The organism is Bradyrhizobium sp. TM102 (genome assembly GCF_009176685.1).
Taxonomy (GTDB): Bacteria; Pseudomonadota; Alphaproteobacteria; order Rhizobiales; family Xanthobacteraceae; genus Bradyrhizobium; species Bradyrhizobium ottawaense.
The window spans coordinates 514,289-540,232 of record NZ_AP021855.1 but is presented as its reverse complement, the minus strand read 5'-3'; the positions used below and the strand labels follow the sequence as shown (position 1 = coordinate 540,232).

The following is a 25,944-nucleotide window of genomic DNA, read 5'->3' as shown; positions in this document are numbered from 1 at the left end:
GTCCCACTCCGCTAAACCGCGCGCCATGAACCGGACTGGACTCTTCATCGCCCTGGCGCTGTGGCTCGTGATCGGCGTTGTTTTCGGCCTCTATCCCGAGCTCGATCTCAAGCTCGCGTCGCTGTTCTTCGACCCCCAAACCAAAACCTTTCCGCTCAAGCTGAACGACTGGGCGGGCTTTGCGCGGGACGCCGCGATGTGGGTCGCCTGGGCCTTCGTGCTGCCGTCGCTTGTGGCGCTCGTTGTCAAGATGATCCGGCCCGACCGTCCCTTGATGGTGTCGGGACGCGCGATCGTATTTCTGCTGGTCACCATCATCATGTCGGCCGGCATCCTCACCAACCTCACCTTCAAGACCTATTGGGGCCGCCCCCGCCCGGTGGTGGTGACGGAGTTTGCCGGCGACCAGCAGTTCGTGGCGTGGTGGGATCCGCGGGGCGATTGCGTGCGCAACTGCTCGTTCTTCTCGGGCGAGGGCGCGACCGCGTTCTGGACGCTGGCGCCGGCCGCGCTGGCGCCGCCGGCATGGCGGCCGCTCGCCTATGCCGGCGCGGTGGTGTTCGGCGCCGTCACCAGCGGGTTGCGGATGGCGTTTGGTGGCCATTTCTTCACGGATGTGGCGATCGCCGGTCTCGTCAGTTTCGTCGTGATCTGGTTTGCCTACGCGCTGATTTACCGCTGGCCACGGACCCGGTTTTCGGACGAGGCGGTCGACGCCGCCCTGACCCGGCTGAACATGCCCGCCTACCGGCTCCGCCGGCGCCTGTTCAGCGGCAAGACCGGTCCCGAACCCTCGGTTTAAGCCATTAAATGGGTGCCGAGCCCCGCGAAATTTGATATTCGCGCGGTCAACCCGTCCATGACATCAGCCCCTTGAGACCCGATTGGAAGCGCCATGACCACGATCCTGAAAAGCCTGCCCAAGGGTGAGAAAGTCGGCATCGCTTTTTCGGGCGGCCTCGATACCTCTGCGGCGCTGCTCTGGATGAAGCAGAAGGGCGCGCGCTGCTACGCCTACACCGCCAATCTCGGCCAGCCCGACGAGGCCGACTACAACGAGATCCCGCGCAAGGCGATGGAGTTCGGTGCCGAGAAGGCCCGGCTCGTCGATTGCCGCACGCAGTTGGTCCATGAAGGTATCGCCGCGATCCAGTCGGGCGCCTTCCATATCTCGACCGGCGGCATCACCTATTTCAATACCACCCCGCTCGGCCGCGCCGTCACCGGCACGATGCTGGTCGCGGCGATGAAGGAAGACGGCGTCAACATCTGGGGCGACGGCTCGACCTTCAAGGGCAACGACATCGAGCGCTTCTATCGCTACGGCCTGCTCACCAATCCCGGCCTGAAGATCTACAAGCCCTGGCTCGACCAGCAGTTCATCGACGAGCTCGGCGGTCGCGCCGAGATGTCGGCGTTCATGACCGCCCAGGGCTTTGCCTACAAGATGAGCGCCGAGAAAGCGTATTCGACCGACAGCAATCTGCTCGGCGCCACGCACGAAGCCAAGGACCTCGAGAGCCTCGACAGCGGCATCAAGATCGTCAACCCGATCATGGGCGTGCCGTTCTGGCGCGACGACTGCAACGTCAAGGCCGAGAAGGTCGTGGTGCGTTTCGAGGAAGGGCAGCCGACCGCGCTCAACGGCCAGACCTTCGCTGATCCCGTCGCGCTGTTCCTGGAGGCCAACGTCATCGGCGGCCGCCACGGCCTCGGCATGAGCGACCAGATCGAGAACCGCATCATCGAGGCCAAGAGCCGCGGCATCTATGAAGCGCCGGGCATGGCGCTCTTGCACATCGCCTATGAGCGCCTCGTCACCGGCATCCACAACGAGGACACCATCGAGCAGTACCGCATCAGCGGCATGCGTCTCGGTCGTCTGCTCTATCAGGGCCGCTGGTTCGACTCGCAAGCGTTGATGCTGCGTGAGACCGCGCAGCGCTGGGTCGCGCGCGCCGTCACCGGCGAGGTGACGCTGGAGCTGCGCCGCGGCAACGATTATTCGATCCTCAACACCGAGAGCCCGAACCTCACTTATGCGCCTGAAAGGCTCAGCATGGAGAAGGTCGAGGATGCCGCGTTCTCGCCCGCCGACCGGATCGGCCAGCTGACCATGCGCAATCTCGACATCGCCGATACCCGGACCAAGCTCGGTCTCTATTCGAAGACCGGTTTGCTGTCGGGCAGCGAAGGCTCGCAGATATTCAAGCTCGAGAACGACAAGGGCTAATGCCCTCGCTGCCGCAGGGTGGGCAAAGCGAAAGCGTGCCCACCATCTTTCCGCGACCGAGATAGTGGTGGGCACGGCGCTCACGCGCCTTTGCCCACCGGACGATTGCGCGTAGCCCGGATGGAGCTACGCGCTTAATGACGATGTCATGCTCGACCGTTACGATTCCGCTCCTGTTGGAAACGGAATCGCGGAGCATCGCGTATGGTCAAGAGATCGGCACTCGCCTCTCTCATCGTCCTCGTTGGGACATCGTCATTGTCGGCTCAGACGATCTATCCGATCGATCGTGCCGAGATCCTGACCGGCGCGCAGTTCGACTTCAAGGTCGAGTTTCCCGGGCCGATCGATCCGGCCAAGTTGAAGGTGACGGTGAACGGCGCGGATTATGCGACCGCGTTCGGCCGTTCGGCGACCTTCATCGAGCGCGAGGACGGCAAGGAGCAGTCGGCGCTGATTCTGCGCGACGTCACGCTGACCACGCCGGGCAGCATTGCCGTGGATGTGAGCGACGGCACGCGCCAGCGCAGCGTCACGTGGATGGTCTACGACACGGGTCCGCGCAAGGCGAAGAACGTCATCCTGTTCATCGGTGATGGCATGTCGCCGGCGCATCGGGTCGCGGCCCGAATCCTGTCCAAGGGCATTGCGGAGGGCAAGAGCCGCGGGAAGCTCGCCATCGACGACATGCCTCATATGGCCCTGGTGGCGACCGCGGGCTCGGACTCGATCATCACGGACTCCGCGAACTCGGCCAGCGCCTATGCGACCGGGCACAAGAGTGCCGTCAACGCTCTCGGCGTCTATGCGGACCGCACTGCAAGCCCGTTCGACGATCCCCGGGTCGAAACCATCACGAGCCTCGCCAGGAGGCGGCTCGGCATGGCGATCGGCATCGTCACCAACACCGAGATCGAAGACGCAACGCCGGCGGCGATGGTCGCGCATACGCGCCGGCGCGCGGCCTATGACGAGATCGTCGAGCAGTTGTTCGCGGCCAGGCCGGATGTGGTGATGGGCGGCGGCAGCGCGAATTTCCTGCCGAAATCTGCCGCCGGCTCCAAGCGCAAGGACGAGACCGACTACATCGCGAAGTTTCGTGACGCAGGCTACCAGGTGGCGACCACCGCGAGCGAGCTCAGCGCTTCTGCCGCAAAGCCGGAGACGGGCAAGCTGCTCGGCCTGTTCGCCACGGGCAACATGGACGGTGCGCTTGACCGCAAATTCCCGAGAGGTGGCGGCGTGAAGAAGTTTCCCGAGCAGCCTGACTTGACCGAGCAGGTGCAGGCAGCGCTGGACATCCTTGCGAAGAGCGAGGCCGGCTTCTTCCTGATGGTCGAATCCGGACTGATCGACAAATATGCGCATGTCCTCGACATGGAACGGGCCGTCTACGACACGATCATGCTCGACAATGCGGTGCGCCAGACCCGCGAATGGGCGCGTGCGCGGGGCGATGATACCCTCATCCTGGTGCTCGCGGACCACAATCATCCCAACGGCCTTGTCGGCACGATCAACGACGACATGAGCGCCACGCCTAACGTTTCCCTGCGCGAGCGCGTCGGCGTCTACGAGCAGGCCGGATTTCCCAATTATCCGGCGCCCGATGCGGATGGCTATCCGTCACGCGTCGATGTCAGCCGCCGGCTCGCGATCTTCTCGGCCAGCCTGCCGGACCACTACGAGACGTTCCGCCCGAAGCTCGATAATCCCAACGAGCCCACCGTCAAGGCGGGCGACGACGGGACCTTCAAGGCCAACGACAAATACAAGGACGTCCCAGGCGCGGTGCTGCGCCCGGGCAATCTGTCGGCAATGATCGGCGCCAGCGTGCATTCGGGTGAGGACGTCATCCTCACCGCGACCGGGCCGGGCAGCGATGGTGTGCGCGGCTCGATGGACAATACCGAAGTCTTTCGCCTCATGGTCGACGCGTTGGGGCTGGCCGCTCGGCGGTAGCGGCGATGCTGTCCAAACAAAAATGGCCGGAATTGCTCCCGGCCATTTGCGTTTGTGCTTGCCGTTACCGCGGCGGCGCGGTGCCGGCCGGAGGCGGCGGCAGCGAGGCTTGGCCGCCGTTGAGCAGCGGCGTGATGTTGCGGATGGTTACCCGACGGTTGATCGCGCTCGGCCCCTGCGTCTGCTCCTTCAGGTACTGCTCGCCGTAGCCCTGCGACGTCAGGTTCTCGGCGGGCACACCAAACTGCTGCGTCAGCAATTCGGCCGCGGACTGCGCACGGCGGTCCGACAATGAGAGATTGTCGACCTCGTTGCCGACCGCGTCGGTGTGTCCCTCGATCAGGAACACCTCGCGCGGATTGCGCTGGATCGCCTGGTTGAGGCCGTCGGCGATCACCTGCAGCCGGGCCGCCTGGTCCGGCGGGATGGTCCACGATCCCGTCTCGAAGATGATCGTGTTGACGTCGATGCTCGGCATCTGCATGCGAACATTGGGGCTGTAGCGGATCTCGTCGAGCGAGTAACGCCGATCGATCCGCTGCACCGGCGGTGCAACCATCGTCTGGTAGATCACGTCCGGCGACGCTTCCTGGGCGTCGACGATGTAGCGATCATAGGGAATGTTCACGACCGGCGGCGGCGCGTCGACATAGAAGCCGCCGACTGCCCGCGGATCGCGGTAGGTGTTGTCGATGATGACGAGTTCGCCCCCGCGGGGGTCCCTGCGGATTCGCCGCCGCAGCGAACCGTCCGCACCGACCACGGTGATGATCTCGCTGCCGTCGGGACGGACCACGACGGTGCGGGTTTCACCGCCGACAGTGTCGGTGCGGATGTCACGGGCGCCATAGCGGAAGCGATAGAGGTCGTTGCCGCGGACGTAAGCCTGCCCGCCCGGATCGCGGATGATGATGCGGTCCGGCTCGGTGTAGATGGTGCGGCCGCCTTCGACGACCTCGCGTCGCTGGCTGTGCATGTCGGCAATGGTGGCGCCGACCACGGCGCCGGCCACCACGCCTGCACCGATCGCGAGCGGGGTCAGGTCGCGCTGCTGCGGGCGCGGCGGAGGCGGCAAGGGCGCGGCGATCGTCGGCGCGGCCCGGAAGGCGGGCGCGACCGTCGGCGGAGCATTCCGCACCCTGTCGGGTGGCGGCGTGGCGGCCGCCGAGCCCGGTACGGTGCTCGGTGCCGCGACGCCGGCGGGAGGCGCCGGCGGCCGTGGCGGAGCGCCAGCTTGCGGTGACGCAGGCGGAGCTCCGGCGGCGGGGCCGCTCGCAGGAGGCGTTGCGCCCTGTTGGCCGGGGGTCGGTCTCGCAGGCGGAGCTGGGGTCGCGCCGGGAGCAGGTGTCGGTGCTGCACCTGGACGTCCGGGCGGGGGCGTCGGCGTACCACCAGGAGCAGGCGTCGCCGTCGGAGCGGGCGTGGCACCGGGAGCCGGTGACCCTGCCGAGGGAGGTGCGCCGGGACGTCCGGGCGGCGGTGTGCCGGGGCGGCCGGCCGGCGGTGCGCCGGGCGTGCTGCCCGGAGCCGGCGTTGCGGTCGGCGCAGGCGTTGTCGTCGGTGCGGGTGTCGCAGTCGGGGCAGGTGTGGCGGTCGGAGCAGGCGCTCCCGGTCGCGCCGTCGGCGCTGCGGGCGCGGGAGAAGGCGTCGCCGCGGGTGCCGGGGCGGGGCGGCCCGGAGGAGTTGCGGCTGGCGGCGTCGGAGCCGGACGTGCTGCGGGAGGCTGCGGCGTCGGTGCGTGCTGCGGAGCTGCAGCAGGCGGCGGTGCCGGCGGCGTGGGAGCCGGGCGTGCCGCAGGCGGCGGTGTCGGGGCGTGCTGCTGCGGCGCCGCGGCAGGCGGCGGCGAGGGCTGCTTCGGTGCGGCAGGCGGCGGTGGTGGCGGCGGGGGGGCCGGACGGGCCGCAGGTGGCGGCGGAGGCGGTGGCGGCGCGGCGGGACGCGGCGGTGCGGCGGCCGGCGGCGGCGCAGCGGGCGGGTGGGGCGGTGCAGCGGCGGGCGGCGGAGCGGCCGGGCGCGCGGGCCCAGCAGGCGGCGCAGCCGCGGGTCCCTTCGGCGGTTGCTTCGGTTTTCCGTCAGGGCCCGCATCTTGAGGCTGCGCCTGCGCGACCACGAGCGGCGGCGCACTTTGTGCTTGCGATGCGGAGCTTGCGAATTGCATCGCGGTCAGAGCCGTCGTCGCGAGCAGCACGAAACGAAGATTGGTCATGGTGGTGAACTTCCCCGGAAGGTTCTTTGACGAAGTGTTGGGATGAACAGCTACGCGTTAGGCCGGATTGTGGCGGGCGATGCGGTCGCGGCCCGATTTATTTCTGCACGGAAATCGCGTCACTCCGGCAACGTTCATTGCGCATTCAGACGCTGGTTGCAATTGCCCCACATGTGATCGGCCACTTCATGCGCGATCCCGCGGCGGAATTGCATCCGTCGCAGGATTCGGCGTCAGCGGCCCGTTCGGCCCGCGCGATGGAATCTCTTCAGGCATGCGGCCCGGCAATTCGTCGGGCCGCGGTGGCGAGCCGGGCTCGCGCACCGGCGGCGTGATTTCAGGCTGCGGATTGCCCGGCGGAATTCCGGGTGGCGGTTCGGCTGGAGTCCCCGGTGTTGCCGGCGGAATCTCGGGCGGTTCGATCGGCATCGGCATCATCGGGATCAGTTGTCCGGGGAAGGACAACGATGATGCCGCGCCGATGTTCCCTCATCGCGCCGCGCTGGATCTGCCTTATTCCGGCGCGTGGCAGACGGCCTCGATGTTGTGGCCATCAGGGTCGAGCACGAAGGCGCCGTAGTAATTCGCATGGTAATGCGGGCGGATGCCGGGCGGGCCGTTGTCGCGTCCGCCGGCCGCGATGGCCGCCTTGTAGAACGCGTCGACGGTGGCGCGGTCCCTGGCCGCGATCGCGACATGCACTGGCTTGTTCATGGCGCCTTCGCCGCCGATCCAGAAATCCGGCTTGCCGTTGGCGCCGAAGCCGGCGGCGGCAGCGTGGCCGGTCTGCTCCGCCGTGACCTCCATGATCAGGCCGTAGCCGAGCGGAGCCAGCGCCTTGGCGTAGAACGCCTTGGCGCGCTCATAGTCGGAAACGGAGAAACCCAGATGGTCGATCATCGTAACCTCCTTCGTCCTTGTCAGCGTGAGAGGAACGTATTGCTTCGCGTCTTGCGCATGATCGCAAATCCGCGCGCGACCATGTCGGCAATACAATCCTGCTGCCATTCGTTTTGTGACAGATGCTCGATGACGACCGCGCGCGGCCATAGCGAGGGCGGCGCATCGCGGAAGAAGCCGATCAGCACGCGGTCCTCAAAACCCTCGACGTCGATCTTCAGCGAATCAATTTGCGTGACGCCGGCCTCGTCGAGAATGCGTGTCAGCCGCAGCGACGGCACCTTGATCGCCTCGGCGCTCGCCGTGCCGGTGACGACGTGAGTGGCGCCAAGATTACCGCCGCCGCTCTCGATCATCAGCTCGCCGTCGCTGTCGCCGGCGGCAGCCTGCACCAGGCGCACTTGCGCCGTCTTCGACGCGCCGTGGTTGAACGAGAGCCGCGCGAACGTCATGGGATGCGGCTCGATCGCGACCACCTTGCCTGTGGTGCCGACCTGCCGCGCCATCACCAGCGCAAACGTGCCGACATTGGCGCCGACGTCGAGGAAGGTGCCGCCCGCCGGGGTATGCTGGCGCAGGAAGTCGAGCTCGTCGAGATTATAATCGGGATTGAACAGCGCGCCGCGCTCTGTCGCGCTGCCCTGGTGATAGAAGCGGAACGATGCGCCCTGATATTGCACGTCGACCGGGCCACCGCGCAGCAGGTTGACCAGCCGCGACATCCAGGGCCGGAACGCGCCGCGCTTCAGCCCCGACTGCTGTGCGAGGCGAATGATCGCAGCCTGCGCCGCATTGGGCGCAAACGCGCCGAACGGCGCGGACGAAGGGGCGTTGTCAGTCGTCAAGCAGGCGGTCCTCGTTGCAAGCGGCGCATGCATAGCCGGTTTTGCGTGGGACTCCAATCTTCACGAGAGGTCCGTAGCCCGGATGGAGCGCTGCGAAATCCGGGATTCTCACCGCGCTGATGGGCCTTCCCGGATTGCGCTGCGCTCCATTCGGGCTACGAGATCACGCAGCTTTCTTCGGTGCCTTGCGCTGCCGCAGAAATCGCCCGAGCAGCCTGCGCTTGCCCTTGCGTGGGATGAGGTCGATGTCGCTGACGAGCTTGGCGCCGCCCTTGCGGCGCTCCAGCACGATCTTGCGGCTGTGGAAGGCTTCCAGCTCGGCGCGATGCGCGACGCTGACGATGGTCGCCTTCGGCAGCGCGTCGGTGACCATCTTCATCATCCTGTCCTGGCTCTTCTCGTCGAGCGCCGAGGTCGCCTCGTCGAGCACGATGATGTCGGGCTTGTGCAGCAACAGCCGCGCAAAGGCGAGGCGCTGCTTCTCGCCGCCGGATAGCGTCTGGTCCCAGGGGCTTTCCTCCTCGATCTTTTCCTTGAGATGGTCGAGGCCGACCTTATGCAGGACGTCACCGATCTCCTCCAGGGTCCAGTCCTCGGCCGCACCGGGATAGGCGACCGCGCGGCGCAGTGATCCGGAGGGCACATAGGGCCGCTGCGGCAGCATGAACAGTCGGCGATCCCTGTGAAAATTGACGCTGCCGCCGCCCCAGGGCCACAGGCCTGCGATGGCGCGCACCAGCGTACTCTTGCCGGTCCCGGATTCGCCGGCGACCAGCAGCCGTTCGCCCGACTCGATCACCACCTCGGTCTCGCCGACCACGGCCGTGCCGTCGTCGAGCGAGACCGACAGATCCTTCATCTCCAGGATGGCGTCGTTGCTGGTCTCGCCGCGCTTGATGCGGCCAAAACCGTCGCCCTGCTCGGCGCGTTCGAGTCCGTCGAGCGACATCATCAGCGAGGCGATGCGGCGCGCGCAGGCGTTCCAGTCGGCAAGCCGCGGATAATTGTCGACCAGCCAGCCGAACGCGCTCTGCACGATGGTGAAGGCGGAGGCCGCCTGCATCACCTGTCCCAGCGTCATGCTGCCGTCGAGGAATTTTGGCGCGCAGAGCAAAAGCGGCACGACCGGCGCAACCAGGCTCGAGCCCTGCGACACCAACGTGGTGCGCATGTGCTGACCGGCGAGCCGCGCCCATTGCCGGAGCACGCCGGCGAAGTTGCGGTCGATGCCGTCGCGCTCTTCCTCCTCGCCGCCCAGCAGTGCGATGCTCTCGCCGTTCTCGCGCACGCGCGTCAGCGTGTAGCGGAAATCGGCTTCGGCCTGGTTCTTGTCCTCGGAGACCTGCACGAAGCGCCGGCCGATCACCAGGATGGAGCCCGAGGCGATCGCGGCATAGAGCATCGCGGCGATCACGAGGAAGCCGGGAATGGTGAGCGTCGAGCCGCCGAACGTGACGGTGAGCGCGCCGCCGATGGTCCAGAGCACGATGATGAAGGTCGCGGCCGACAGCAGCGCCGAGGTGACGCCGGCGAGGAAATCGACCGGCGAATCGGTCGCGATGCGCAGATCCTCGGCAATCCGGTATTCCGGATTCTCGTGGTCACCCTTGACGAGGTTGAGCTGGTAGTAGCGCCCGTTCGCGAGCCACCGCGTCAGCACGCTCGCCGTGAGCCAGGCCCGCCAACGCCGCTGGATGCCCATGCGCGCGAACACCTGGATGACGCCGAGCACGATGCTGCCGATCGCAAGCGGAAAGAACATTGCGGTGAGATGGAAGACGCTCGCCGCGTCGCGCTTCTCGATGGCGTCGAAGATCGCGCGATTCCAGACGTTGATGCCGTACTGGAAAGCGACGGCCAGGACGATCAGCAGGCCGAGGCCGATCGAGAACGGCCAAGCGAGGCGATCGCCGCCCTGTCCCCAGAAGCCGCGCGCGCTGATCCAGAACCGTGTCAGCAGATAATCCTTGCGGGCCTGCTCGACCTCTTCAGGTGACAGCTCCGGGTCAGGCTCGAGCAATTCCGGCGGAGGCGGTGCGACCTTGTCGCCGTTCTCGCCGGCGATGTCGACGATGGGGGGCTTCCTGTCCTGCTCGCGTTTTCCAGCCGGCTTTTGCATGATCGGATAACGCAAGCCAAATCAACCGGTTCCCCGAGGTTCCCGAGGCGCCTTTACTCGGCGGCGCCGTCGCGGACGCGCCGGATCCGGGCCGCCCGATGTAGAATTCGCGACAATTCCTCGATCGAGTACGGCTTTTGCACCAGATCGAAGCCGGCAGCGCCATCCTGCGCCAGCGCCTGGCTGTAGCCCGTGGTCAGCACGACCGGCACGCCGATGCCCCGTTGGCAGATGGCCTGCGCCAGATCGAGCCCGGTCATTCCCGGCATGACGACGTCCGAGAACACGACATCGAAACGATCCGCGTCCATGTCGAGCTCGGCGAGTGCATCGGTGGCGTTGTCGACCAGCGTGATGCTGTAGCCGAGCTCGGTGAGGCCGTCGGCGGCGAAATTGGCAAGCTCGATATTGTCCTCGACCAGCAGCACCGACATGCCGCTGCCGGCCACCGCCGGCGCCGTGTTCGGCGCCTGCCGCTGCGGCAGCAGGTCCGCCGGCACGCGCGGCAGGTAGAGCGAGAAGGTGCTGCCGTGACCGACCTCGCTCCTAACCGTCACCTCGCCCCCGGATTGCCGGGCAAAGCCGAACACCTGGGACAGGCCGAGGCCGGTGCCGTGGCCGACCTGCTTGGTGGTGAAGAACGGCTCGAAGATGCGTTCCAGCCGGGCGGCAGGAATGCCGACTCCGGTGTCGCTGACGGTCACGCTGATGAAGCCACGGTTTGCCAAGTTCTGGTTTGCCAAGTTCTGGTTTGCCAAGCTCTGGCTTCCCAAGCTCTGGCTTCCCAAGTTCTGGTTTACCAAGGTCTGGCTGCCCGGGGCATGGGCCAGCGTGTCCGGAACGGCCGCCGCGGCCTCGACCGTGAAAACGATCCTGCCCTTGCCCTGCATGGCATCGCGCGCGTTGGTCGCCATGTTGATCAGCGCCGTCTCGAACTGGCCGGCATCGGCGTGGACGAGGCAGGGCTCGGTGGGCAGGCGCATGGTGATCTCGATGGCCGGCCCCAGCAGCGGCGCCAGCATGTCGTGCAGCGCCTGCATCCGCTCGCCGACGTCGAACACTTCCGGCTTCAGGGTCTGACGCCGCGCAAAGGCGAGCAGCTGCGAGGTCAGCTTGGCCGCGCGCGCCACTGCGTCCGCAATGGCCGTGATGTAGCGCTGCCGCCGCTCCTCCGTCAGTTGCGGCCGGTTCAACAGGTCGACCGAGGCGCGGATCACCGTCAGCAGATTGTTGAAATCATGCGCGACGCCGCCGGTGAGCTGTCCGAGCGCCTCCAGGCGCTGGCTGTGCTTGAGTGCCTCCTCGGCCTCACGCCGCTTGGCGGCTTCGGCCTGAAGGTGCTGCGTGCGCCGCAATGCCAGCGCCAACAGCAGAAACAGAAGTGCGGTGGCGGGAATGCCGAACACCAGATGCTGGCCCATTGTGGCGAGCCAGCGCGCGCGGATCGCCGAGGTCTCGAGCCCGGCGCTGACATAGATCGGATATTCGGCGACGCGCCGGTAGCCAATGCGGCGCTCGATCCCGTCCGACGGCCAGGCGACCGTGATGAGGCCGTGCTCAGGGTGGGCCGCGATTTCCCGGCCGACCGGTCCGGTCGGATCCAGCCGAAGGTCGCGGTCGAGCCGCGGGAAATGCGCCAACAGCACGCCGTCCGTGCGTCCCATCGTGAAGAAGCTGCCGGCATCGGAACCGATCCGCGCATAAAAATTCTCGAAATATTCGGGCAGGACGGAGGCCTGGATCACGCCGATGAAGCTGCCGTCGTCGGAGTCGCGGCGGCGGCTCACCCCGAAGAAGCGCGCGCCCTGATAGGGCGGACGGGGCGTCAGGGCCGTGCCGATGAAGCTGCCGATGGTCTGGTCGACGTGAGCGTAGAAATAGTCGCGGTCTGCAAAGCGGAGCTCCGGCGGCGGCGAGGCGAGGCTGTTGACCAGCGCTTTGCCGTCCGCGTCGAAGATCCAGGCCGATTTGAGCTGCGGCAGTGAATCGGTCAGCCGCCTCAGGCGGCGGTGCAGCGCCGGCTCGCGCGCGCGGATGACGTCGTCGGGAAGGCCGCGCACGACCTCGTTGAGCTCGGCCAGGCTGCGATCGATGGTCTCGAACACCTTGAGCGCGTGCTCATGTACGACGTCGAGCGTGCGCTCGATCTCCCGGTCGGCAATGTCCCTGGTCGAGGTGTAGGAGATCGCGGAGGTGATGACGAACAGCGCAACCGGCAGCGCCAGGGATGCCGCCATCATCCACTGCAACAGCCTCAGCGAATTGCGTTGCGCCCTCTGCACAGTCGCTCCGTCCCTGACGGGAGCTTAACTGAATCTCGCGCGGGGAAGGAAGCAACTTGTGCCGGAACCGCTGGTTGTGCGCGTGGAACTTACGCGCACAACGGGTCGGAGAAAATTCTACTCGAATTGACCGCGATCTCGGAATGTCCCGGCCGGACTGGCCGGGACACGAAGCATGAACCGCGCCTTTAGATCTGGCGCTCGACCATCTTGAGCTTCAGCTCGGCGATGGCTTCGGCCGGGTTCAGTCCCTTCGGGCAGGCCTTGGCGCAATTCATGATGGTGTGGCAGCGGTAGAGGCGGAACGGATCCTCGAGATTGTCGAGCCGCTCGCCGGTCGCCTCGTCGCGCGAATCGGACACCCAGCGATTGGCCTGGAGCAGCGCGGCGGGACCGAGATAACGTTCGCTGTTCCACCAATAGCTCGGGCACGAGGTCGAGCAGCAGGCGCACAGGATGCACTCGTAGAGGCCGTCGAGCTTCTCGCGATCCTCGTGGGTCTGGCGCCATTCCTTCTGCGGCGTCGGCGAGGTGGTCTTCAGCCACGGCTCGACCGATGCGTACTGGGCGTAGAAGTTGGTGAGGTCGGGGACGAGGTCCTTCACCACCGGCTGGTGCGGCAGCGGATTTATCTTCACCGCGCCGTCCTTCACGTCGTGCATCGAGCGGGTGCAGGCCAGCGTGTTCTGGCCGTCGATGTTCATGGCGCAGGAGCCGCAGACGCCTTCGCGGCAGGAGCGGCGGAAGGTCAGCGACGGGTCGATGTGATTCTTGATCCAGATCAGGCCGTCCAGCACCATCGGACCGCAATCATTGGTGTCGACGTAATAGGTGTCGACGCTCGGATTCTTGCCGTCGTCCGGATTCCAGCGGTACACGCGAAACTCGCGGGTCTCGGTCGCGCCCGCGGGCTTCGGCCAGGTCTTGCCGCCGGAAATCTTGGAGTTCTTCGGAAGTGCGAATTCAACCATTGCTCTAACCTTTCGTCATTCCGGGGCGATGCGCAGCATCGAACCCGGAATCTCGAGATTCCGGGTCTGGTCCTTCGGACCATCCCGGAATGACGGCTAATGTTCGCTCAGTACACACGCGCTTTCGGCGGGATGTACTGCACGTCGTTGGTCATGGTGTAGTCGTGAACCGGGCGGTACTCGATCTTGACCTTGCCGGCATCGTCCAGCCAGGCCAGCGTGTGCTTCATCCAGTTCTTGTCGTCGCGCTCGGAGAAGTCCTCGCGCGCATGCGCGCCGCGGCTCTCGGTGCGATTGGCGGCCGAGTTCATCGTCACCACCGCCTGCGAGATCAGATTGTCGAATTCGAGCGTCTCGACGAGGTCCGAATTCCACACCAGCGAGCGGTCGGACACGGCGATGTCGGTGATGCCGCTATGGACTTTCTCGATCAAGTTCTGGCCCTCGCTCAGGACTTCGCCGGTGCGGAACACCGCGCAATTGCTCTGCATCACGTGCTGCATGCCTTCGCGCAGCTTTGCGGTCGGCGTGCCGCCGGAGGCGTAGCGGTAATGGTCGAGGCGGCCGAGCGCGAGCTCGGACGAGTTCGCCGGCAGCTCCGGCTGCTTGGCATTGGGCGTCAGCTTCTCGGCGAGGCGGAGCGCTGCGGCGCGGCCGAACACGACGAGGTCGATCAGCGAGTTGGAGCCGAGGCGGTTGGCGCCGTGCACGGAGACGCAGGCGGCCTCACCGATCGCCATCAGGCCGGGGATGATGGCGTTGTCGTCGCCGTCCTTCTTGGTCAGGACTTCGCCGTGATAGTTGGTGGGGATGCCGCCCATGTTGTAGTGCACCGTCGGCACGATCGGGATCGGCTCGCGCGTCACGTCGACATTGGCGAAGATCTTTGCGGATTCGGAGATGCCCGGCAGCCGCTCGGCCAGCACCGCGGGATCGAGATGGTCCAGATGCAGGAAGATGTGGTCCTTCTTCTTGCCGACGCCGCGGCCCTCGCGGATCTCGATGGTCATCGCGCGCGAGACGACGTCGCGCGAAGCGAGATCCTTGGCCGACGGCGCGTAGCGCTCCATGAAGCGCTCGCCCTCGGAGTTGACGAGATAGCCGCCTTCGCCGCGCGCGCCCTCGGTGACGAGACAGCCCGAGCCGTAGATGCCGGTCGGGTGGAACTGCACGAACTCCATGTCCTGCATCGGCAAGCCGGCGCGCAGCACCATGCCGCCGCCGTCACCGGTGCAGGTGTGGGCCGAGGTGCAGGAGGCATAGGCGCGGCCGTAGCCGCCGGTCGCGAGGATCACGGTCTGGGCGCGGAAGCGGTGCAGCGTGCCGTCGTCGAGCTTGAGCGCGATGACGCCGCGGCAGGTGCCCTGATCGTCCATGATCAGGTCGATGGCGAAGAACTCAATGAAGAACTCGGCCGCGTGGCGCAGCGACTGGCCGTACATCGTGTGCAGCATGGCGTGGCCGGTGCGGTCGGCGGCGGCGCAGGTGCGCTGCGCCTGGCCCTTGCCGTAGTCCATGGTCATGCCGCCGAACGGACGCTGGTAGATCTTGCCGTCCTCGGTGCGCGAGAACGGCACGCCCCAATGCTCGAGTTCGTAGACCGCCTCGGGCGCGTTGCGCACCATGTATTCGATCGCGTCCTGGTCGCCGAGCCAGTCCGACCCCTTCACGGTGTCGTACATGTGCCAGCGCCAGTCGTCCTTGTGCATGTTGCCGAGCGAGGCGGAGATGCCGCCCTGCGCCGCCACCGTGTGCGAACGGGTCGGAAACACCTTGGTGATGCAGGCCGTGCGCAGGCCGGCTTCGCTGCAGCCGACCACGGCGCGCAGGCCCGCGCCGCCGGCGCCGACCACGACGACGTCATAGGTGTGGTCTTCGATCGGATAGGCTTTGCCGTTGGTGGCGGGAGCGCCGTTGCCCGTGCCATTCGTTGTGGTGGCCGATGTTCCCGTAGCCATGGGTTACACTCCGGAGGACAGTTTCAGGATCGCGTAGGTCGAGGCGAGCGCCACGGCGACCGAGAAGAAATTGTTGAGCATGATCGAGACGAGCTTCAGCTTCTCGTTATGGACGTAGTCCTCGATCACCACCTGCATGCCGATCTTCATGTGCCAGGCGCTGGCGAAGATGAAGAGGAGCAGGATCACCGCGACGGGAATGGAGCTCAGGGTCTGCGCAGCGTAGACTTGGTTGCGGCCGAGCAGCATCACGATGATCACCAGCGCCGGGATCATCAGCAGCGTCATGGCGACGCCGGTGACGCGCTGTCGCCAGAAATCGGATGTGCCGGAATGCGCGGCACCGAGATTGCGGACGCGGCCGAGCGGGGTCCGCAGGCTGCGCTTCGGCGTATCGGATGCGCTCATCGTCCACCTCCGTTCGCATAGGCGATGATCCAGATCAGCACCGTCAGCGCGATGCCGCCGATCAGGGCACCCCAGGTCAGCGCTTCCCGCTCATTGGCCTTGAAGCCGTAGCCGAGGTCCCACACGAAATGCCGGATGCCGCTGAGCATATGGTGCATCAGCGCCCAAGTGTATCCGAACACGATCAGCCGCCCGATGATGCTGCCGGCGAAGGCCTGGACGTGCGCGTAAGCGGCCGGGCCGGAAGCCGCGGCAACCAGCCACCAGACCAGCAGCAGGGTTCCGAAATAGAGGGCAATCCCGGTGGCGCGATGGATGATGGACAGAGCCATCGTCAGCGTCCAGCGGTACACTTGCATGTGCGGCGAGAGGGGTCGTTCGATCCGTGCGGTCATGGGCTTTGATGTTTTATGGCGGCCCAGCAGGGGGCGCGCGGGGATCGGAAAGGTCGGCTCTATTTACGGAGTCGATTTGGCCTGTGCAATCTCCAAATTGCCATAAATCGAACGATGGTTCAGCTCTAGAGCCTTGATGAAGCAAGGCCAATCAGGGGCTTGGTATACCAGAGCATCGGTCCGCCAACCAAACTGAGAACTCAAATTCATTACTTCGTAGCCTGCGCGAGGCGCATTGAAATCGCTATTGGAACGCCTCTAGCCCAACGTCCGCTGCTCTCCGCTCGCACCAATCGGTCGGTGTCGGCCGTAGCCGCCTCCCAAGGGCCCAGGGCGACTCGGCTCGCCGCACGCTGGCCCAGCTTCGCTGAAAACCGCGGATATGCGCAGCCCGCATTCCACCCCAGCCGGGACGTCCGGTGCGTCGACCGGGCAACCCGGATCGCCTAAAGCTGGGACCGCAGCCGTCTCCGACCGACGTCCGAAGAGGTTGCGACCAGTCGCCGGGGCAGGTCAGGGGTGATTGCAGGTCTTGATATCAAGGACATCGTCGAGCTCGCACTGTTGCTGATCGCAACCGGGGCGCTTTCGGGATTTTTGGCCGGCGTGTTCGGTATCGGCGGCGGCGCGATTCTCGTGCCAGTGTTCTACGAATGCTTCCGTATCGCCGGCGTGCCGCTGGAGGTGCGCATGCCGCTCTGCATCGGCACCTCGCTCGCGGTGATCATCCCGACCTCGATCCGTTCGTTCCAGGCGCATTACAAGCGCGGCGCCGTCGACATGGCTATCCTCAGGGTCTGGTGGCTGCCGATCGTGGTCGGCGTCGTCGCCGGCAGCGTCATCGCGCGCTATGCGCCGGAGCGGCTGTTCAAGATCGTGTTCGTCTGCGTCGCCTATTCCGCGGCGGCGCGCCTCATCTTCGCGCGCGAAGGCTGGAAGTTGGGCGACGATCTGCCGAAGGGCCCGCTGATGCGCGCCTACGGCTTCTGCGTCGGCATTCTCTCGACCCTGATGGGCATCGGCGGCGGCCTGTTCTCGAACCTGCTGATGACGTTCTACGGCCGTCCCATCCATCAGGCGGTCGCGACGTCATCCGCACTCGCGGTGCTGATCTCGATCCCCGGCGCGCTCGGCTACATTTATGCGGGCTGGCCGGCGGCGGCGAACTATCCGGCCGTCGCAGCGCTGCAGATCCCGTTCGCGCTCGGTTACGTCTCGCTGATCGGAGCCGTGCTCGTGATGCCGATGAGCCTCGTCACCGCGCCGCTCGGCGTGAGAGCTGCACATGCGATGTCGAAGCGGACGCTGGAAGTGGCGTTCGGGTGTTATCTGTTGATCGTCGGCAGCCGGTTTGTGCTGAGCCTGGTGGGCGGGCTGTAGTCGCCGCGTCCACCGTCATTCGAGCGCAGCGTCGTAGGGTGGGTTAGCGAAGCGCAACCCACCGCTTCTGCCGCCGCGGAACGCAAAGAGGTGGGTTACGCCTTCGGCTAACCCACCCTACGGCTTCATCCGCAAGGACGGCGAACGCCAGCCCTATTTCTTCGCGTAGATATCCTTGTACGTATCCCGCAAGACGTTCTTCTGCACCTTGCCCATGGTGTTGCGCGGCAGCTCGTCGACCACGAAGACGCGCTTGGGCATCTTGAACTTTGCGATCCGTCCGTCCAGCGCGTTCAGCACGGCGGCTTCAGTGACGTCGGCGCCCTTGTTGCAGACCAGCACCGCCGTGACGCCCTCGCCGAAATCGGCATGCGGCACGCCGATCACGGCGGATTCGATCACGCCGGGCATGGCGTCGATCTCGCTCTCGATCTCTTTCGGATAGACGTTGAAGCCGCCGGAGATCACGAGATCCTTGCCGCGGCCGAGGATGTGGACGTAGCCCTTGCCGTCGATCTTGCCGAGGTCGCCGGTGATGAAGAAGCCGTCGTCGCGGAATTCGGACTTGGTCTTCTCCGGCATGCGCCAATAGCCCTTGAAGACGTTCGGTCCCTTGACCTCGATCATGCCGATCTCCTCGCGCGGCAGCTCCTTGCCCGTCTCGGGTTCGGTGACGCGCACGGAGACGCCGGGGAGAGGGAAGCCGACCGCGCCGGGCACGCGCTCGCCGTCATAGGGGTTCGACGTGTTCATGTTGGTCTCGGTCATGCCGTAGCGCTCGAGCACGGCGTGCCCCGTGCGCGCCGACCATTCGCGATGGGTCTCCGCCAGCAGCGGCGCCGAGCCCGAGATGAACAGCCGCATGTGCTTCGTGGTGTCGCGCGACAGCGCAGAATTCTGCAGGAGGCGCGTGTAGAAAGTCGGCACGCCCATCAATACTGTGGCGCGCGCCATCAGCTTGATCATCAAATCCGGATCGAGCTTCGGCAGGAAGATCATCGACGCCCGGGCGAACAGTGTCACGTTGGTCGCCACGAACAGGCCGTGCGTATGATAGATCGGCAGCGCGTGGATCAGCACGTCCTTGTCGGTGAAGCGCCAGTAGCCGACGAGCGAGAGCGAGTTCGACGCCAGATTATCATGCGTCAGCATCGCGCCCTTGGAGCGGCCCGTGGTGCCCGAGGTGTAGAGGATGGCGGCGAGATCGTCGTTCGCCCGCGCGACAGTCGTGAATTCGCTGCTCGCCTTGTCGGCGGCCTCGGTCAGCGAGCCCTTGCCGTCAGCTCCGAGCGTCTCGACCCCGGCCTCCACCTTGGCGGCGATCGGGGCGAGGCCTTCGGCCTTGGAGGGATCGCAGACCACCAGCGACGGCTCGGCATCGCCGATGAAGTAGTCGAGCTCGTTCAGCGTATAGGCGGTGTTGAGCGGAAGATAGACCGCGCCGGCCCGTACCGTGCCGAGATACAGCACGATATTGGCGACGGATTTCTCGACCTGCACCGCGACGCGGTCGCCCGGCTTCACGCCGCGCGCGACCAGCACATTCGCCATCTGCCCCGCCCGCGCGATCAGCTCGCCATAGCTGATATGGCCGCCGTCATGCGTCTCGATCGCGAGGCGCTTCGGATCGTCCAGGCCGTCGAACAGGCGGGAGAACAGGTTGGCGTTGGCAGCTGGGTTCATGCAACATTCCTCGCCGGCGAAGGCCGGTCAAACCGAGGGCTGGATTAGCAAAAACCGCCCCAATGAAGCAACGGAGACAGTTTGCATGACAAAAGCTGGGAAACGCGTGGCCTGGGTCACGGGCGGCGGCAGTGGGATCGGCGAGGCCGGCGCCGAGGCGCTGGCGGCCGACGGTTGGACCGTGGTGGTCTCGGGCCGGCGCAAGGACGCCCTGGATACCGTGGTTGCCAAAATCGCCAAGGCGGGCGGGGCGGCCGAGGCCATCGCGCTGGACGTGGCCAACGCTGCGGAAGCCCAGAAAGCCGCCGATCAGATCGTCGCCAGGCACGGCCGCATCGACCTCCTGGTCAATAACGCCGGCATCAATGTTCCCAAGCGCAGCTGGAAGGACATGGAACTGGAGGGCTGGGACAAGTTGGTCCAGGTCAATCTCAACGGCGTGCTCTATTGCATGCGCGCGGTGCTGCCGACGATGCGCAAGCAGCAGGATGGCGCGATCATCAACGTCTCGTCCTGGGCCGGCCGCCACGTCTCGAAGATGCCGGGCCCGGCCTACACCACGACCAAGCATGCGGTGCTGGCACTGACCCATTCCTTCAACATGGACGAATGCGTCAACGGCCTGCGCGCCTGCTGCCTGATGCCGGGCGAGGTGGCGACGCCGATCCTCAAGCTGCGCCCGGTGGTGCCGAGCGAGGACGAGCAGGCCAGGATGCTGCAATCCGAAGATCTCGGCCGCACCATCGCCTTCATCGCGAGCATGCCGGCCAGGGTCTGCATCAACGAGGTGCTGATCAGCCCGACGCATAATCGCGGATTCATCCAGACGCCGAACAACAGGGATTGAGGCGCAGCGCGCGCGTCAATCTCCGCTGTCGTCCCGGGGCGCGACAACGTCGCGAACCCGGGACCCATAACCACAGGGAGAAGACGTCGCGCGAGACGGTAACTCCGAGTCTTCGCCAAACCACTCCCTGTGGCTATGGGTCCCGGATCGGCGCTTCGCTTGTCCGGGACGACAGCGGAGTGGGCGGATCGTTCGTGCATCACACGAACGTCCCCCCACATAGTTTCACGCATCACAAAGAATTTTTCCCCGAAACCACTTCGCCAACCCTCCCGTAGTTCGGTCCAACGACGGCGCTGCTGCTTCACGCCAACAGGTCGCAGCCGCCGTTGTTGCCCCAACGCAAGACCGGCCATCGCCGGTTACAATTCAATCGGGAGACTTTCCATGTCGAAGCGCATTGCCTATCTCGCCGCCGCCGCCTTCAGCGCCCTGGCCATCACCGCGACCGTCGTCGCGCCTGTCCGCGCCGAGGAGAAGACCGTCATGGTCGGCGGTGCCGCGATGTTCCCGTCCAAGAACATCGTCCAGAACGCGGTCAACTCGAAGGACCACACCACGCTGGTCGCGGCGGTGAAGGCGGCCGGCCTGGTGCCGACGCTGGAAGGCAAGGGTCCGTTCACGGTGTTTGCCCCGACCAACGCCGCCTTCGGCAAGCTGCCGGCCGGCACCGTCGACAATCTGGTCAAGCCCGAGAACAAGGCGACGCTGACCAAGATCCTCACCTACCATGTCGTGCCCGGCAAGCTCGAGGCCTCCGACCTCACCGAGGGCAAGAAGCTGAAGACCGCCGAAGGCGAGGAGCTGACGGTCAAGAAGATGGACGGCAAGACCTGGATCGTCGATGCCAAGGGCGGCACCTCGATGGTCACGATCTCCAACGTCAACCAGTCCAACGGCGTCATCCATGTGGTCGACACCGTGCTGATGCCGGCGACGTAACACCGCGGGCTCCTGTTTCATCCCGCAAGCAGGATGCGACGAAACGGCGAGCCGGGGGCACCCGGCTCGCTTTATTGTGACCGCCATAGCCCGACGCTATCGATTCGATGGCGGACAGGGCGTAACGAAAGCGGGCGCATCGGCGTATAATCGGTGTCACACGACGTTCAGGACGGAACCACCATGTCGAGCCTCACAGTCACCGACGAGCAGGTCAGCGCCGCCCCGGCCAAAGTGATCCAGCCGGCCTGGGTCCGCATCATGCACTGGGTCAATGCCCTCGCCATGATCCTGATGATCCTGTCGGGCTGGCAGATCTACAACGCCTCGCCGCTGTTCGGCTTCAGCTTTCCGCGCGAGTACACGCTCGGCGGATGGCTCGGCGGCGGCCTGCTCTGGCACTTTGCTGCGATGTGGCTGTTGATGATCAACGGCCTCGCCTATCTCGTCACGGGCTTTGCCACCGGCCGTTTCCGCAAGAAACTGTTTCCGATCACCCCGTCAGGCGTGCTCCATGACGTCAGGGCAGCGCTGACCTTCAAGCTCGGCCACGATGACCTCACCGTCTACAATTACGTGCAGCGCCTGCTCTATGCCGGCATCATCGTGGTCGGCGTGCTGATCGTGCTCACGGGCTTAGGGATGTGGAAGCCCGTGCAGCTCTATTATCTCGTCGCGCTGTTCGGCGACTACCCGACCGCGCGCTACATCCATTTCTTCTGCATGGCCGCGATCTGCGCGTTCCTCGTCGTTCACGTCCTGCTCGCGCTGCTCGTGCCTAAGAGCCTGCGCGCCATGATCATCGGCCGCTGAGGAGGAGAGCATGGCCAAGCGTTCATTCCTGATCCCCGGCGTCGACAAGCGGCTCTTGATCAAGGACTCCATCAAGACCATGCCCGACGTCACGCGCCGCCGCTTCATTGCGGCCGGCGCCAGCCTCGGCGCGCTGACGCTGCTCACCGGCTGCGATGTGATCGACTCGTCCTCGGCCGAGGAGATGCTGAAGCAGGTCTCGAAATTCAACGATGCCGTGCAGGCCTTCATCTTCAACCCCGACGCACTGGCGCCGACCTTCCCCGAGAGCGCGATCACGAAACCGTTCCCGTTCAACGCCTATTACGATCTCGACGACGCGCCTGACGTCGCTGGCGCCGACTGGAAGCTCGAGGTTCGCGGCCTCGTCGACAACAAGAAGTCGTGGACGCTGGACGAGCTCTACAAGTTGCCGCAAGTCACGCAAATCACCCGCCATATCTGCGTCGAGGGCTGGAGCGCGATCGGCAGCTGGACCGGCACGCCCTTGCGCGATTTCCTCAAGCTGATCGGCGCCGACACAAGCGCGAAATACGTCTGGTTCCAGTGCGCCGACAAGGACGGCTACAATTCGCCCTTGGACATGCGCAGCGCGCTGCATCCGCAGACCCAGATGACGTTCAAATACGCGAATGAAATCCTGCCGCGCGCCTACGGCTTCCCCATGAAGATCCGCGTGCCGACAAAACTCGGCTTCAAGAACCCGAAATACGTGGTCTCGATGGAAGTCACCAACGACTACAAGGGCGGCTATTGGGAAGACCAGGGGTATAATTCGTTTAGTGGGAGCTAGGCGCGCTGCCGTAGTGTGGGCAAAGCGCAAGCGTGCCCACCATTCCATCCATCATGAATAAAACCGTGGGCACAGCGCTCTTGCGCCTTTGCTCACCCTACGGCACCGTCTACCTGGCTGGCCCACTTTCCGCTGACACAGCGCCGCGGCCGCCCCCAACGCCAGCAGCGCCGCCGATACATTCAGCGCGTAGCTCAAACTCCCCAGCGCGTCCGTGATGGCGCCGACCACGATCGGCCCCAGCGTTTGCCCGACGCCGAACGAGATCGTCATCGCCGCGATCGCGGTCGGCCACATCGCCGGCGGATAGTTGAAGCGCACGAAGGCGGTGGTCGAGCCGACCACGGCGAAGAAAGCGACGCCGAACACCACCGCGGAGACCGCGAGCCACGCCGGCGAATGCCCGAGCATCGGCAGGGCCGCACCCAGCGCGTTGGTGCCGAGGATGATGGCGGTGGCCAATCCGCCGCGGTCGAGCGCCAGCACGCCGCGCCAGGCCCAGGGTGTGACGAAGGCGGACAGGCCGATCAGGCCCCAGAACGCCGCCTGCGCTGCGGCCCCGCCGCCGCCGTCGCGCACATAGGCGATCATGAAGGTCATGTAGGCGATGTAGCCGGCGCCGAACAGGAAGTAGCCCGCGAGGTAGATCAGCACAGGACGAATCGCGAAGGCGGCGTGGCTGCCTTCCGAGAAACGCGCCCCGCTTTCGATGCGGATCAGGAACAGCGGCGCGGTCATCGCGGCCGAGAGCAGTGTCAGCGCCCACCACACCATCCACCACGAGCCCGGCCCGAAATATTGCAGCGTGAACGGAGCGATCAGCCCCGAGGACAGAATGCCGATGCCGGGTCCGGCATAGAACAGGCTGAGCAGGAAATTGGCCCGCTCCGGGCGCGACTGGGCGATGGTCGCAGCGAGCGCGCCGCCGGCGACGAAGCCGGCCGCGGCGCCGAGACCCAGCACGAGGCGCGCCAGGCTCAGCGCGACGAAATTCCCCGTCAGCGCGCAAATGGCGAGCGCGGCGACGCAGGCCAGGGTTCCGCCGCGGATCGCGGCCGCCCAGCCGACGCGCTGGATGAGGCGCGACGCCACCAGCGCGCCCACGAGATAGCCGACGGCGTTGATGGTGTTCATGAATCCGGCGGCCGAATAGGACCAGCCGAGGGTCTCCCGCATGTCGGGCAGCACCAGCGCATAGGCAAAGCGGCCGATGCCGAGCCCGACGGTGGCCGCCAGCGACAGGGTCAGGATCAGCCGCGCGGGATGCGCGTAGGGCAGGACGCGGTCAGGGGCGTGCAAGGGGTTCTCCGGCCTACCCAGTGTGGCAGGCTCCGTCCGCCTTGCACAGCCGCACCCCGGCAATGGTGTCTTGCCAAGCGCGCAACGCCGCTCTAGCACTCCGGCCGGCCGTCATTCCGGGGCGCACGCGAAGCGGGCCCGCGCCAAGAGGCGCGTCCCGGAATGACGAGAGAGGATCGAGAAGGAAACGACCATGGCGACCCACAAACTGCTGCTGCTTCCCGGCGACGGTATCGGCCCCGAGGTGATGGGCGAGGTGAAGCGGCTGATCGACTGGCTCAATTCGGCCGGGATCGCCAAGTTCGAGACGGATACCGGCCTTGTCGGCGGCTCCGCCTATGACGCGCACAAGGTGTCGATCTCCGAGGGCGACATGGCCAAGGCGCTTGCCGCCGATGCCATCATCTTCGGCGCGGTCGGCGGTCCGAAGTGGGACGCGGTGCCCTACGAGGTGCGCCCGGAAGCCGGCCTGCTGCGCCTGCGCAAGGATCTGGCCTTGTTCGCCAACCTGCGTCCCGCCGTGTGCTACCCGGCGCTGGCGGAAGCCTCCAGCCTGAAGCGCGAGGCCGTCGAAGGCCTCGACATCATGATCGTGCGCGAGCTCACCGGCGGCGTCTATTTCGGCGAGCCCAAGACCATCACCGACCTCGGCAACGGCCAGAAGCGCGCCGTCGATACCCAGGTCTACGACACCTATGAGATCGAGCGCATCGGCCGCGTCGCCTTCGAGCTTGCCAGGAAGCGCAAGAACAAGGTGACGTCGATGGAGAAGCGCAACGTCATGAAGTCGGGCGTGCTCTGGAACGAGGTCATGACCCAGGTCCACAAGCGCGAATACCCTGATGTCACGCTCGAGCACCAGCTCGCCGATTCCGGCGGCATGATGCTGGTGAAATGGCCGAAGCAGTTCGACGTCATCGTCACCGACAATCTGTTCGGCGACATGCTGTCCGACATCGCGGCGATGCTGACGGGCTCGCTCGGCATGCTGCCTTCGGCTTCGCTCGGTGAGGTCGATGTGAAGAGCAAGAAGCGCAAGGCGCTGTACGAGCCCGTGCACGGCTCGGCGCCCGATATCGCAGGCCAGGGCCTCGCCAATCCGATTGCGATGATCTCGTCGTTCGGCATGGCGCTGCGCTACTCCTTCGACATGGGCGCGCTCGCCGACAAGGTCGACGCCGCGATCGCCGCGGTGCTCGCCAGTGGCCTGCGCACCGCCGACATCAAGTCGGAGGGCACCACGGCCGCCTCGACGACGCAGATGGGCGAAGCGATCCTGAAGGAATTGCAGAAGCTGCACGCCTAAGGCGGGCACAGCTCTCGTAGGGTGGGTCAGCCATGTGGACTGCGCGAAGCGCAGACCGCTTGGCGTAACCCACCTCTTCTGTCTCCGCGGAGACAAGCAGTGGTGGATTACGCCTTCGGCTAATCCACCCTACGGCATCTCGCAAAAACAAAAAGGCCGGGCGTAAGCCCGGCCTTTTGATTCGGATCGCTGTCCGCTCAGTACAGCGGGAAATTCTGCGGATAGCCGCCGACGTCCTGCGGCGGCGAGAGCGGCTGGCGGTCGATCGGGCGGTTGAGATTCTCGCGGGCGAAGGACGGATAGCCAACCGCCGGCGGGAAGGCGTAGTCGGAGAACTTGCGGTCGCCCGGATTGACCTCGGTGCCGCCGTCAAGCCAGGAGCGCTTGCTGACATAGATGCGGGTGCGGCCCTGCTGGTAGACGGCGTTGGGGCCGCTCGGGCCGTAATAGTGCCGACCGCGCTCGTCATAGCGCTTGGTCTTGTTGTCAGCCGAGGCCGGCGTCGCAAGGGACAGGGCAATCACAGCGCCCGCCGCAAACAAGGTCGCCAGTTTGGCAGAGAATTTCCAGCTCATCACGTCCCCTTCAGGCGGCGCACCGCC

The 25,944-nt window shown here is 65.7% G+C and carries 22 protein-coding genes; 9 read left to right on the top strand and 13 right to left on the bottom strand.

From position 1 onward, the window contains the following. Nucleotides 1-25 precede the first annotated feature (25 nt). The 3 genes from GDN70_RS02520 to GDN70_RS02510 all read left to right on the top strand — a co-directional run bounded on the left by GDN70_RS02520 (nucleotide 26) and on the right by GDN70_RS02510 (nucleotide 4,195). Nucleotides 26-802 carry a phosphatase PAP2 family protein gene (locus tag GDN70_RS02520; RefSeq protein ID WP_161966309.1) on the top strand — a complete coding sequence of 259 codons (777 nt, stop codon included), beginning with the start codon at nucleotides 26-28 and terminating at the stop codon, nucleotides 800-802. Between the two features lie 93 nt (nucleotides 803-895). After that, the gene (gene argG, locus GDN70_RS02515) at nucleotides 896-2,233 is read left to right on the top strand and encodes an argininosuccinate synthase (protein ID WP_028139280.1); all 1,338 of its coding nucleotides are present in this window, start codon (nucleotides 896-898) and stop codon (nucleotides 2,231-2,233) included. A 204-nt stretch (nucleotides 2,234-2,437) separates the two neighbouring features. Next, nucleotides 2,438-4,195, top strand: a complete 1,758-nt coding sequence (locus tag GDN70_RS02510) for an alkaline phosphatase (RefSeq protein ID WP_152102113.1) — start codon at nucleotides 2,438-2,440, stop codon at nucleotides 4,193-4,195. Between the two features lie 64 nt (nucleotides 4,196-4,259). Here GDN70_RS02510 and GDN70_RS02505 read toward each other — a convergent pair whose 3' ends face one another. The 10 genes from GDN70_RS02505 to sdhC all read right to left on the bottom strand — a co-directional run bounded on the left by GDN70_RS02505 (nucleotide 4,260) and on the right by sdhC (nucleotide 16,279). After that, nucleotides 4,260-6,401 (bottom strand): OmpA family protein, encoded by a 2,142-nt coding sequence (locus tag GDN70_RS02505; RefSeq protein WP_152102112.1) that lies wholly within the window; start codon nucleotides 6,399-6,401, stop codon nucleotides 4,260-4,262. A gap of 186 nt (nucleotides 6,402-6,587) precedes the next feature. After that, nucleotides 6,588-6,830 (bottom strand): hypothetical protein, encoded by a 243-nt coding sequence (locus tag GDN70_RS35415; protein WP_026202099.1) that lies wholly within the window; start codon nucleotides 6,828-6,830, stop codon nucleotides 6,588-6,590. Between the two features lie 84 nt (nucleotides 6,831-6,914). Continuing rightward, nucleotides 6,915-7,301 carry a VOC family protein gene (locus GDN70_RS02495; RefSeq protein ID WP_018318935.1) on the bottom strand — a complete coding sequence of 129 codons (387 nt, stop codon included), beginning with the start codon at nucleotides 7,299-7,301 and terminating at the stop codon, nucleotides 6,915-6,917. A gap of 20 nt (nucleotides 7,302-7,321) precedes the next feature. Beyond that, on the bottom strand, nucleotides 7,322-8,146 hold the full coding sequence (locus GDN70_RS02490; protein ID WP_028139277.1) for an FkbM family methyltransferase: 825 nt from the start codon (nucleotides 8,144-8,146) through the stop codon (nucleotides 7,322-7,324). A gap of 163 nt (nucleotides 8,147-8,309) precedes the next feature. Further along, entirely contained in the window at nucleotides 8,310-10,265 is a 1,956-nt protein-coding gene (locus GDN70_RS02485; RefSeq protein WP_028139276.1) for an ABC transporter ATP-binding protein/permease, read from the bottom strand. A gap of 53 nt (nucleotides 10,266-10,318) precedes the next feature. Further along, complete coding sequence (locus GDN70_RS02480) at nucleotides 10,319-12,547, bottom strand: hybrid sensor histidine kinase/response regulator (RefSeq protein ID WP_152102111.1); 2,229 nt, start codon at nucleotides 12,545-12,547, stop codon at nucleotides 10,319-10,321. 188 nt (nucleotides 12,548-12,735) lie between these two features. Further along, nucleotides 12,736-13,518 carry a succinate dehydrogenase iron-sulfur subunit gene (locus tag GDN70_RS02475; RefSeq protein ID WP_028139274.1) on the bottom strand — a complete coding sequence of 261 codons (783 nt, stop codon included), beginning with the start codon at nucleotides 13,516-13,518 and terminating at the stop codon, nucleotides 12,736-12,738. A 107-nt stretch (nucleotides 13,519-13,625) separates the two neighbouring features. After that, nucleotides 13,626-15,476, bottom strand: coding sequence for a succinate dehydrogenase flavoprotein subunit (gene sdhA, locus GDN70_RS02470; protein ID WP_028139273.1), 1,851 nt, complete (start codon nucleotides 15,474-15,476; stop codon nucleotides 13,626-13,628). Nucleotides 15,477-15,479: 3 nt separating this feature from the next. Then, nucleotides 15,480-15,884, bottom strand: coding sequence for a succinate dehydrogenase, hydrophobic membrane anchor protein (gene sdhD / locus GDN70_RS02465; RefSeq protein WP_028139272.1), 405 nt, complete (start codon nucleotides 15,882-15,884; stop codon nucleotides 15,480-15,482). Continuing rightward, nucleotides 15,881-16,279 (bottom strand): succinate dehydrogenase, cytochrome b556 subunit, encoded by a 399-nt coding sequence (gene sdhC, locus GDN70_RS02460; protein WP_018318928.1) that lies wholly within the window; start codon nucleotides 16,277-16,279, stop codon nucleotides 15,881-15,883. Before sdhC ends, sdhD begins: the two co-directional genes overlap by 4 nt. A 519-nt stretch (nucleotides 16,280-16,798) precedes the next feature. Here sdhC and GDN70_RS02455 point away from each other — a divergent pair. After that, nucleotides 16,799-17,659: a sulfite exporter TauE/SafE family protein gene (locus GDN70_RS02455; RefSeq protein ID WP_028139271.1), complete on the top strand. Its 861-nt coding sequence runs from the start codon at nucleotides 16,799-16,801 to the stop codon at nucleotides 17,657-17,659. Nucleotides 17,660-17,812: 153 nt separating this feature from the next. Here the strand turns inward: GDN70_RS02455 and GDN70_RS02450 are convergent, their stop codons facing one another. Beyond that, entirely contained in the window at nucleotides 17,813-19,342 is a 1,530-nt protein-coding gene (locus GDN70_RS02450) for a malonyl-CoA synthase (protein ID WP_028139270.1), read from the bottom strand. A gap of 85 nt (nucleotides 19,343-19,427) precedes the next feature. On the opposite strand from GDN70_RS02450, the gene GDN70_RS02445 reads away from it, so the two are divergent. From GDN70_RS02445 to GDN70_RS02430, 4 genes are all read left to right on the top strand, one after another. Continuing rightward, a complete protein-coding gene (locus tag GDN70_RS02445; RefSeq protein ID WP_028139269.1) occupies nucleotides 19,428-20,189 on the top strand; it encodes an SDR family oxidoreductase in 762 nt (253 codons plus the stop codon). 387 nt (nucleotides 20,190-20,576) lie between these two features. Continuing rightward, nucleotides 20,577-21,131 carry a fasciclin domain-containing protein gene (locus tag GDN70_RS02440; protein ID WP_028139268.1) on the top strand — a complete coding sequence of 185 codons (555 nt, stop codon included), beginning with the start codon at nucleotides 20,577-20,579 and terminating at the stop codon, nucleotides 21,129-21,131. Between the two features lie 183 nt (nucleotides 21,132-21,314). Continuing rightward, complete coding sequence (locus GDN70_RS02435; RefSeq protein WP_028139267.1) at nucleotides 21,315-21,944, top strand: cytochrome b/b6 domain-containing protein; 630 nt, start codon at nucleotides 21,315-21,317, stop codon at nucleotides 21,942-21,944. A 10-nt stretch (nucleotides 21,945-21,954) separates the two neighbouring features. Next, entirely contained in the window at nucleotides 21,955-22,737 is a 783-nt protein-coding gene (locus tag GDN70_RS02430; protein WP_152102110.1) for a molybdopterin-binding protein, read from the top strand. A gap of 51 nt (nucleotides 22,738-22,788) precedes the next feature. Here the strand turns inward: GDN70_RS02430 and GDN70_RS02425 are convergent, their stop codons facing one another. Then, a complete protein-coding gene (locus GDN70_RS02425) occupies nucleotides 22,789-24,036 on the bottom strand; it encodes a YbfB/YjiJ family MFS transporter (protein WP_152102109.1) in 1,248 nt (415 codons plus the stop codon). 193 nt (nucleotides 24,037-24,229) lie between these two features. On the opposite strand from GDN70_RS02425, the gene leuB reads away from it, so the two are divergent. Next, the gene (gene leuB / locus GDN70_RS02420) at nucleotides 24,230-25,342 is read left to right on the top strand and encodes a 3-isopropylmalate dehydrogenase (protein WP_038949833.1); all 1,113 of its coding nucleotides are present in this window, start codon (nucleotides 24,230-24,232) and stop codon (nucleotides 25,340-25,342) included. A gap of 197 nt (nucleotides 25,343-25,539) precedes the next feature. Here the strand turns inward: leuB and GDN70_RS02415 are convergent, their stop codons facing one another. Continuing rightward, nucleotides 25,540-25,917: a hypothetical protein gene (locus tag GDN70_RS02415; RefSeq protein WP_028139263.1), complete on the bottom strand. Its 378-nt coding sequence runs from the start codon at nucleotides 25,915-25,917 to the stop codon at nucleotides 25,540-25,542. Nucleotides 25,918-25,944 lie beyond the last annotated feature (27 nt).

Coding starts and splice junctions, on each gene's coding strand:
- GDN70_RS02520 (WP_161966309.1), top strand. CDS start 26: ATGAACCGGACTGGACTCTTCATCGCCCTGGCGCTGTGGCTCGTGATC.
- argG (WP_028139280.1), top strand. CDS start 896: ATGACCACGATCCTGAAAAGCCTGCCCAAGGGTGAGAAAGTCGGCATC.
- GDN70_RS02510 (WP_152102113.1), top strand. CDS start 2,438: ATGGTCAAGAGATCGGCACTCGCCTCTCTCATCGTCCTCGTTGGGACA.
- GDN70_RS02505 (WP_152102112.1), bottom strand. CDS start 6,401: ATGACCAATCTTCGTTTCGTGCTGCTCGCGACGACGGCTCTGACCGCG.
- GDN70_RS35415 (WP_026202099.1), bottom strand. CDS start 6,830: ATGCCGATCGAACCGCCCGAGATTCCGCCGGCAACACCGGGGACTCCA.
- GDN70_RS02495 (WP_018318935.1), bottom strand. CDS start 7,301: ATGATCGACCATCTGGGTTTCTCCGTTTCCGACTATGAGCGCGCCAAG.
- GDN70_RS02485 (WP_028139276.1), bottom strand. CDS start 10,265: ATGCAAAAGCCGGCTGGAAAACGCGAGCAGGACAGGAAGCCCCCCATC.
- GDN70_RS02475 (WP_028139274.1), bottom strand. CDS start 13,518: ATGGTTGAATTCGCACTTCCGAAGAACTCCAAGATTTCCGGCGGCAAG.
- sdhA (WP_028139273.1), bottom strand. CDS start 15,476: ATGGCTACGGGAACATCGGCCACCACAACGAATGGCACGGGCAACGGC.
- sdhD (WP_028139272.1), bottom strand. CDS start 15,884: ATGAGCGCATCCGATACGCCGAAGCGCAGCCTGCGGACCCCGCTCGGC.
- sdhC (WP_018318928.1), bottom strand. CDS start 16,279: ATGACCGCACGGATCGAACGACCCCTCTCGCCGCACATGCAAGTGTAC.
- GDN70_RS02450 (WP_028139270.1), bottom strand. CDS start 19,342: ATGAACCCAGCTGCCAACGCCAACCTGTTCTCCCGCCTGTTCGACGGC.
- GDN70_RS02445 (WP_028139269.1), top strand. CDS start 19,428: ATGACAAAAGCTGGGAAACGCGTGGCCTGGGTCACGGGCGGCGGCAGT.
- GDN70_RS02440 (WP_028139268.1), top strand. CDS start 20,577: ATGTCGAAGCGCATTGCCTATCTCGCCGCCGCCGCCTTCAGCGCCCTG.
- GDN70_RS02435 (WP_028139267.1), top strand. CDS start 21,315: ATGTCGAGCCTCACAGTCACCGACGAGCAGGTCAGCGCCGCCCCGGCC.
- GDN70_RS02430 (WP_152102110.1), top strand. CDS start 21,955: ATGGCCAAGCGTTCATTCCTGATCCCCGGCGTCGACAAGCGGCTCTTG.
- leuB (WP_038949833.1), top strand. CDS start 24,230: ATGGCGACCCACAAACTGCTGCTGCTTCCCGGCGACGGTATCGGCCCC.
- GDN70_RS02415 (WP_028139263.1), bottom strand. CDS start 25,917: ATGAGCTGGAAATTCTCTGCCAAACTGGCGACCTTGTTTGCGGCGGGC.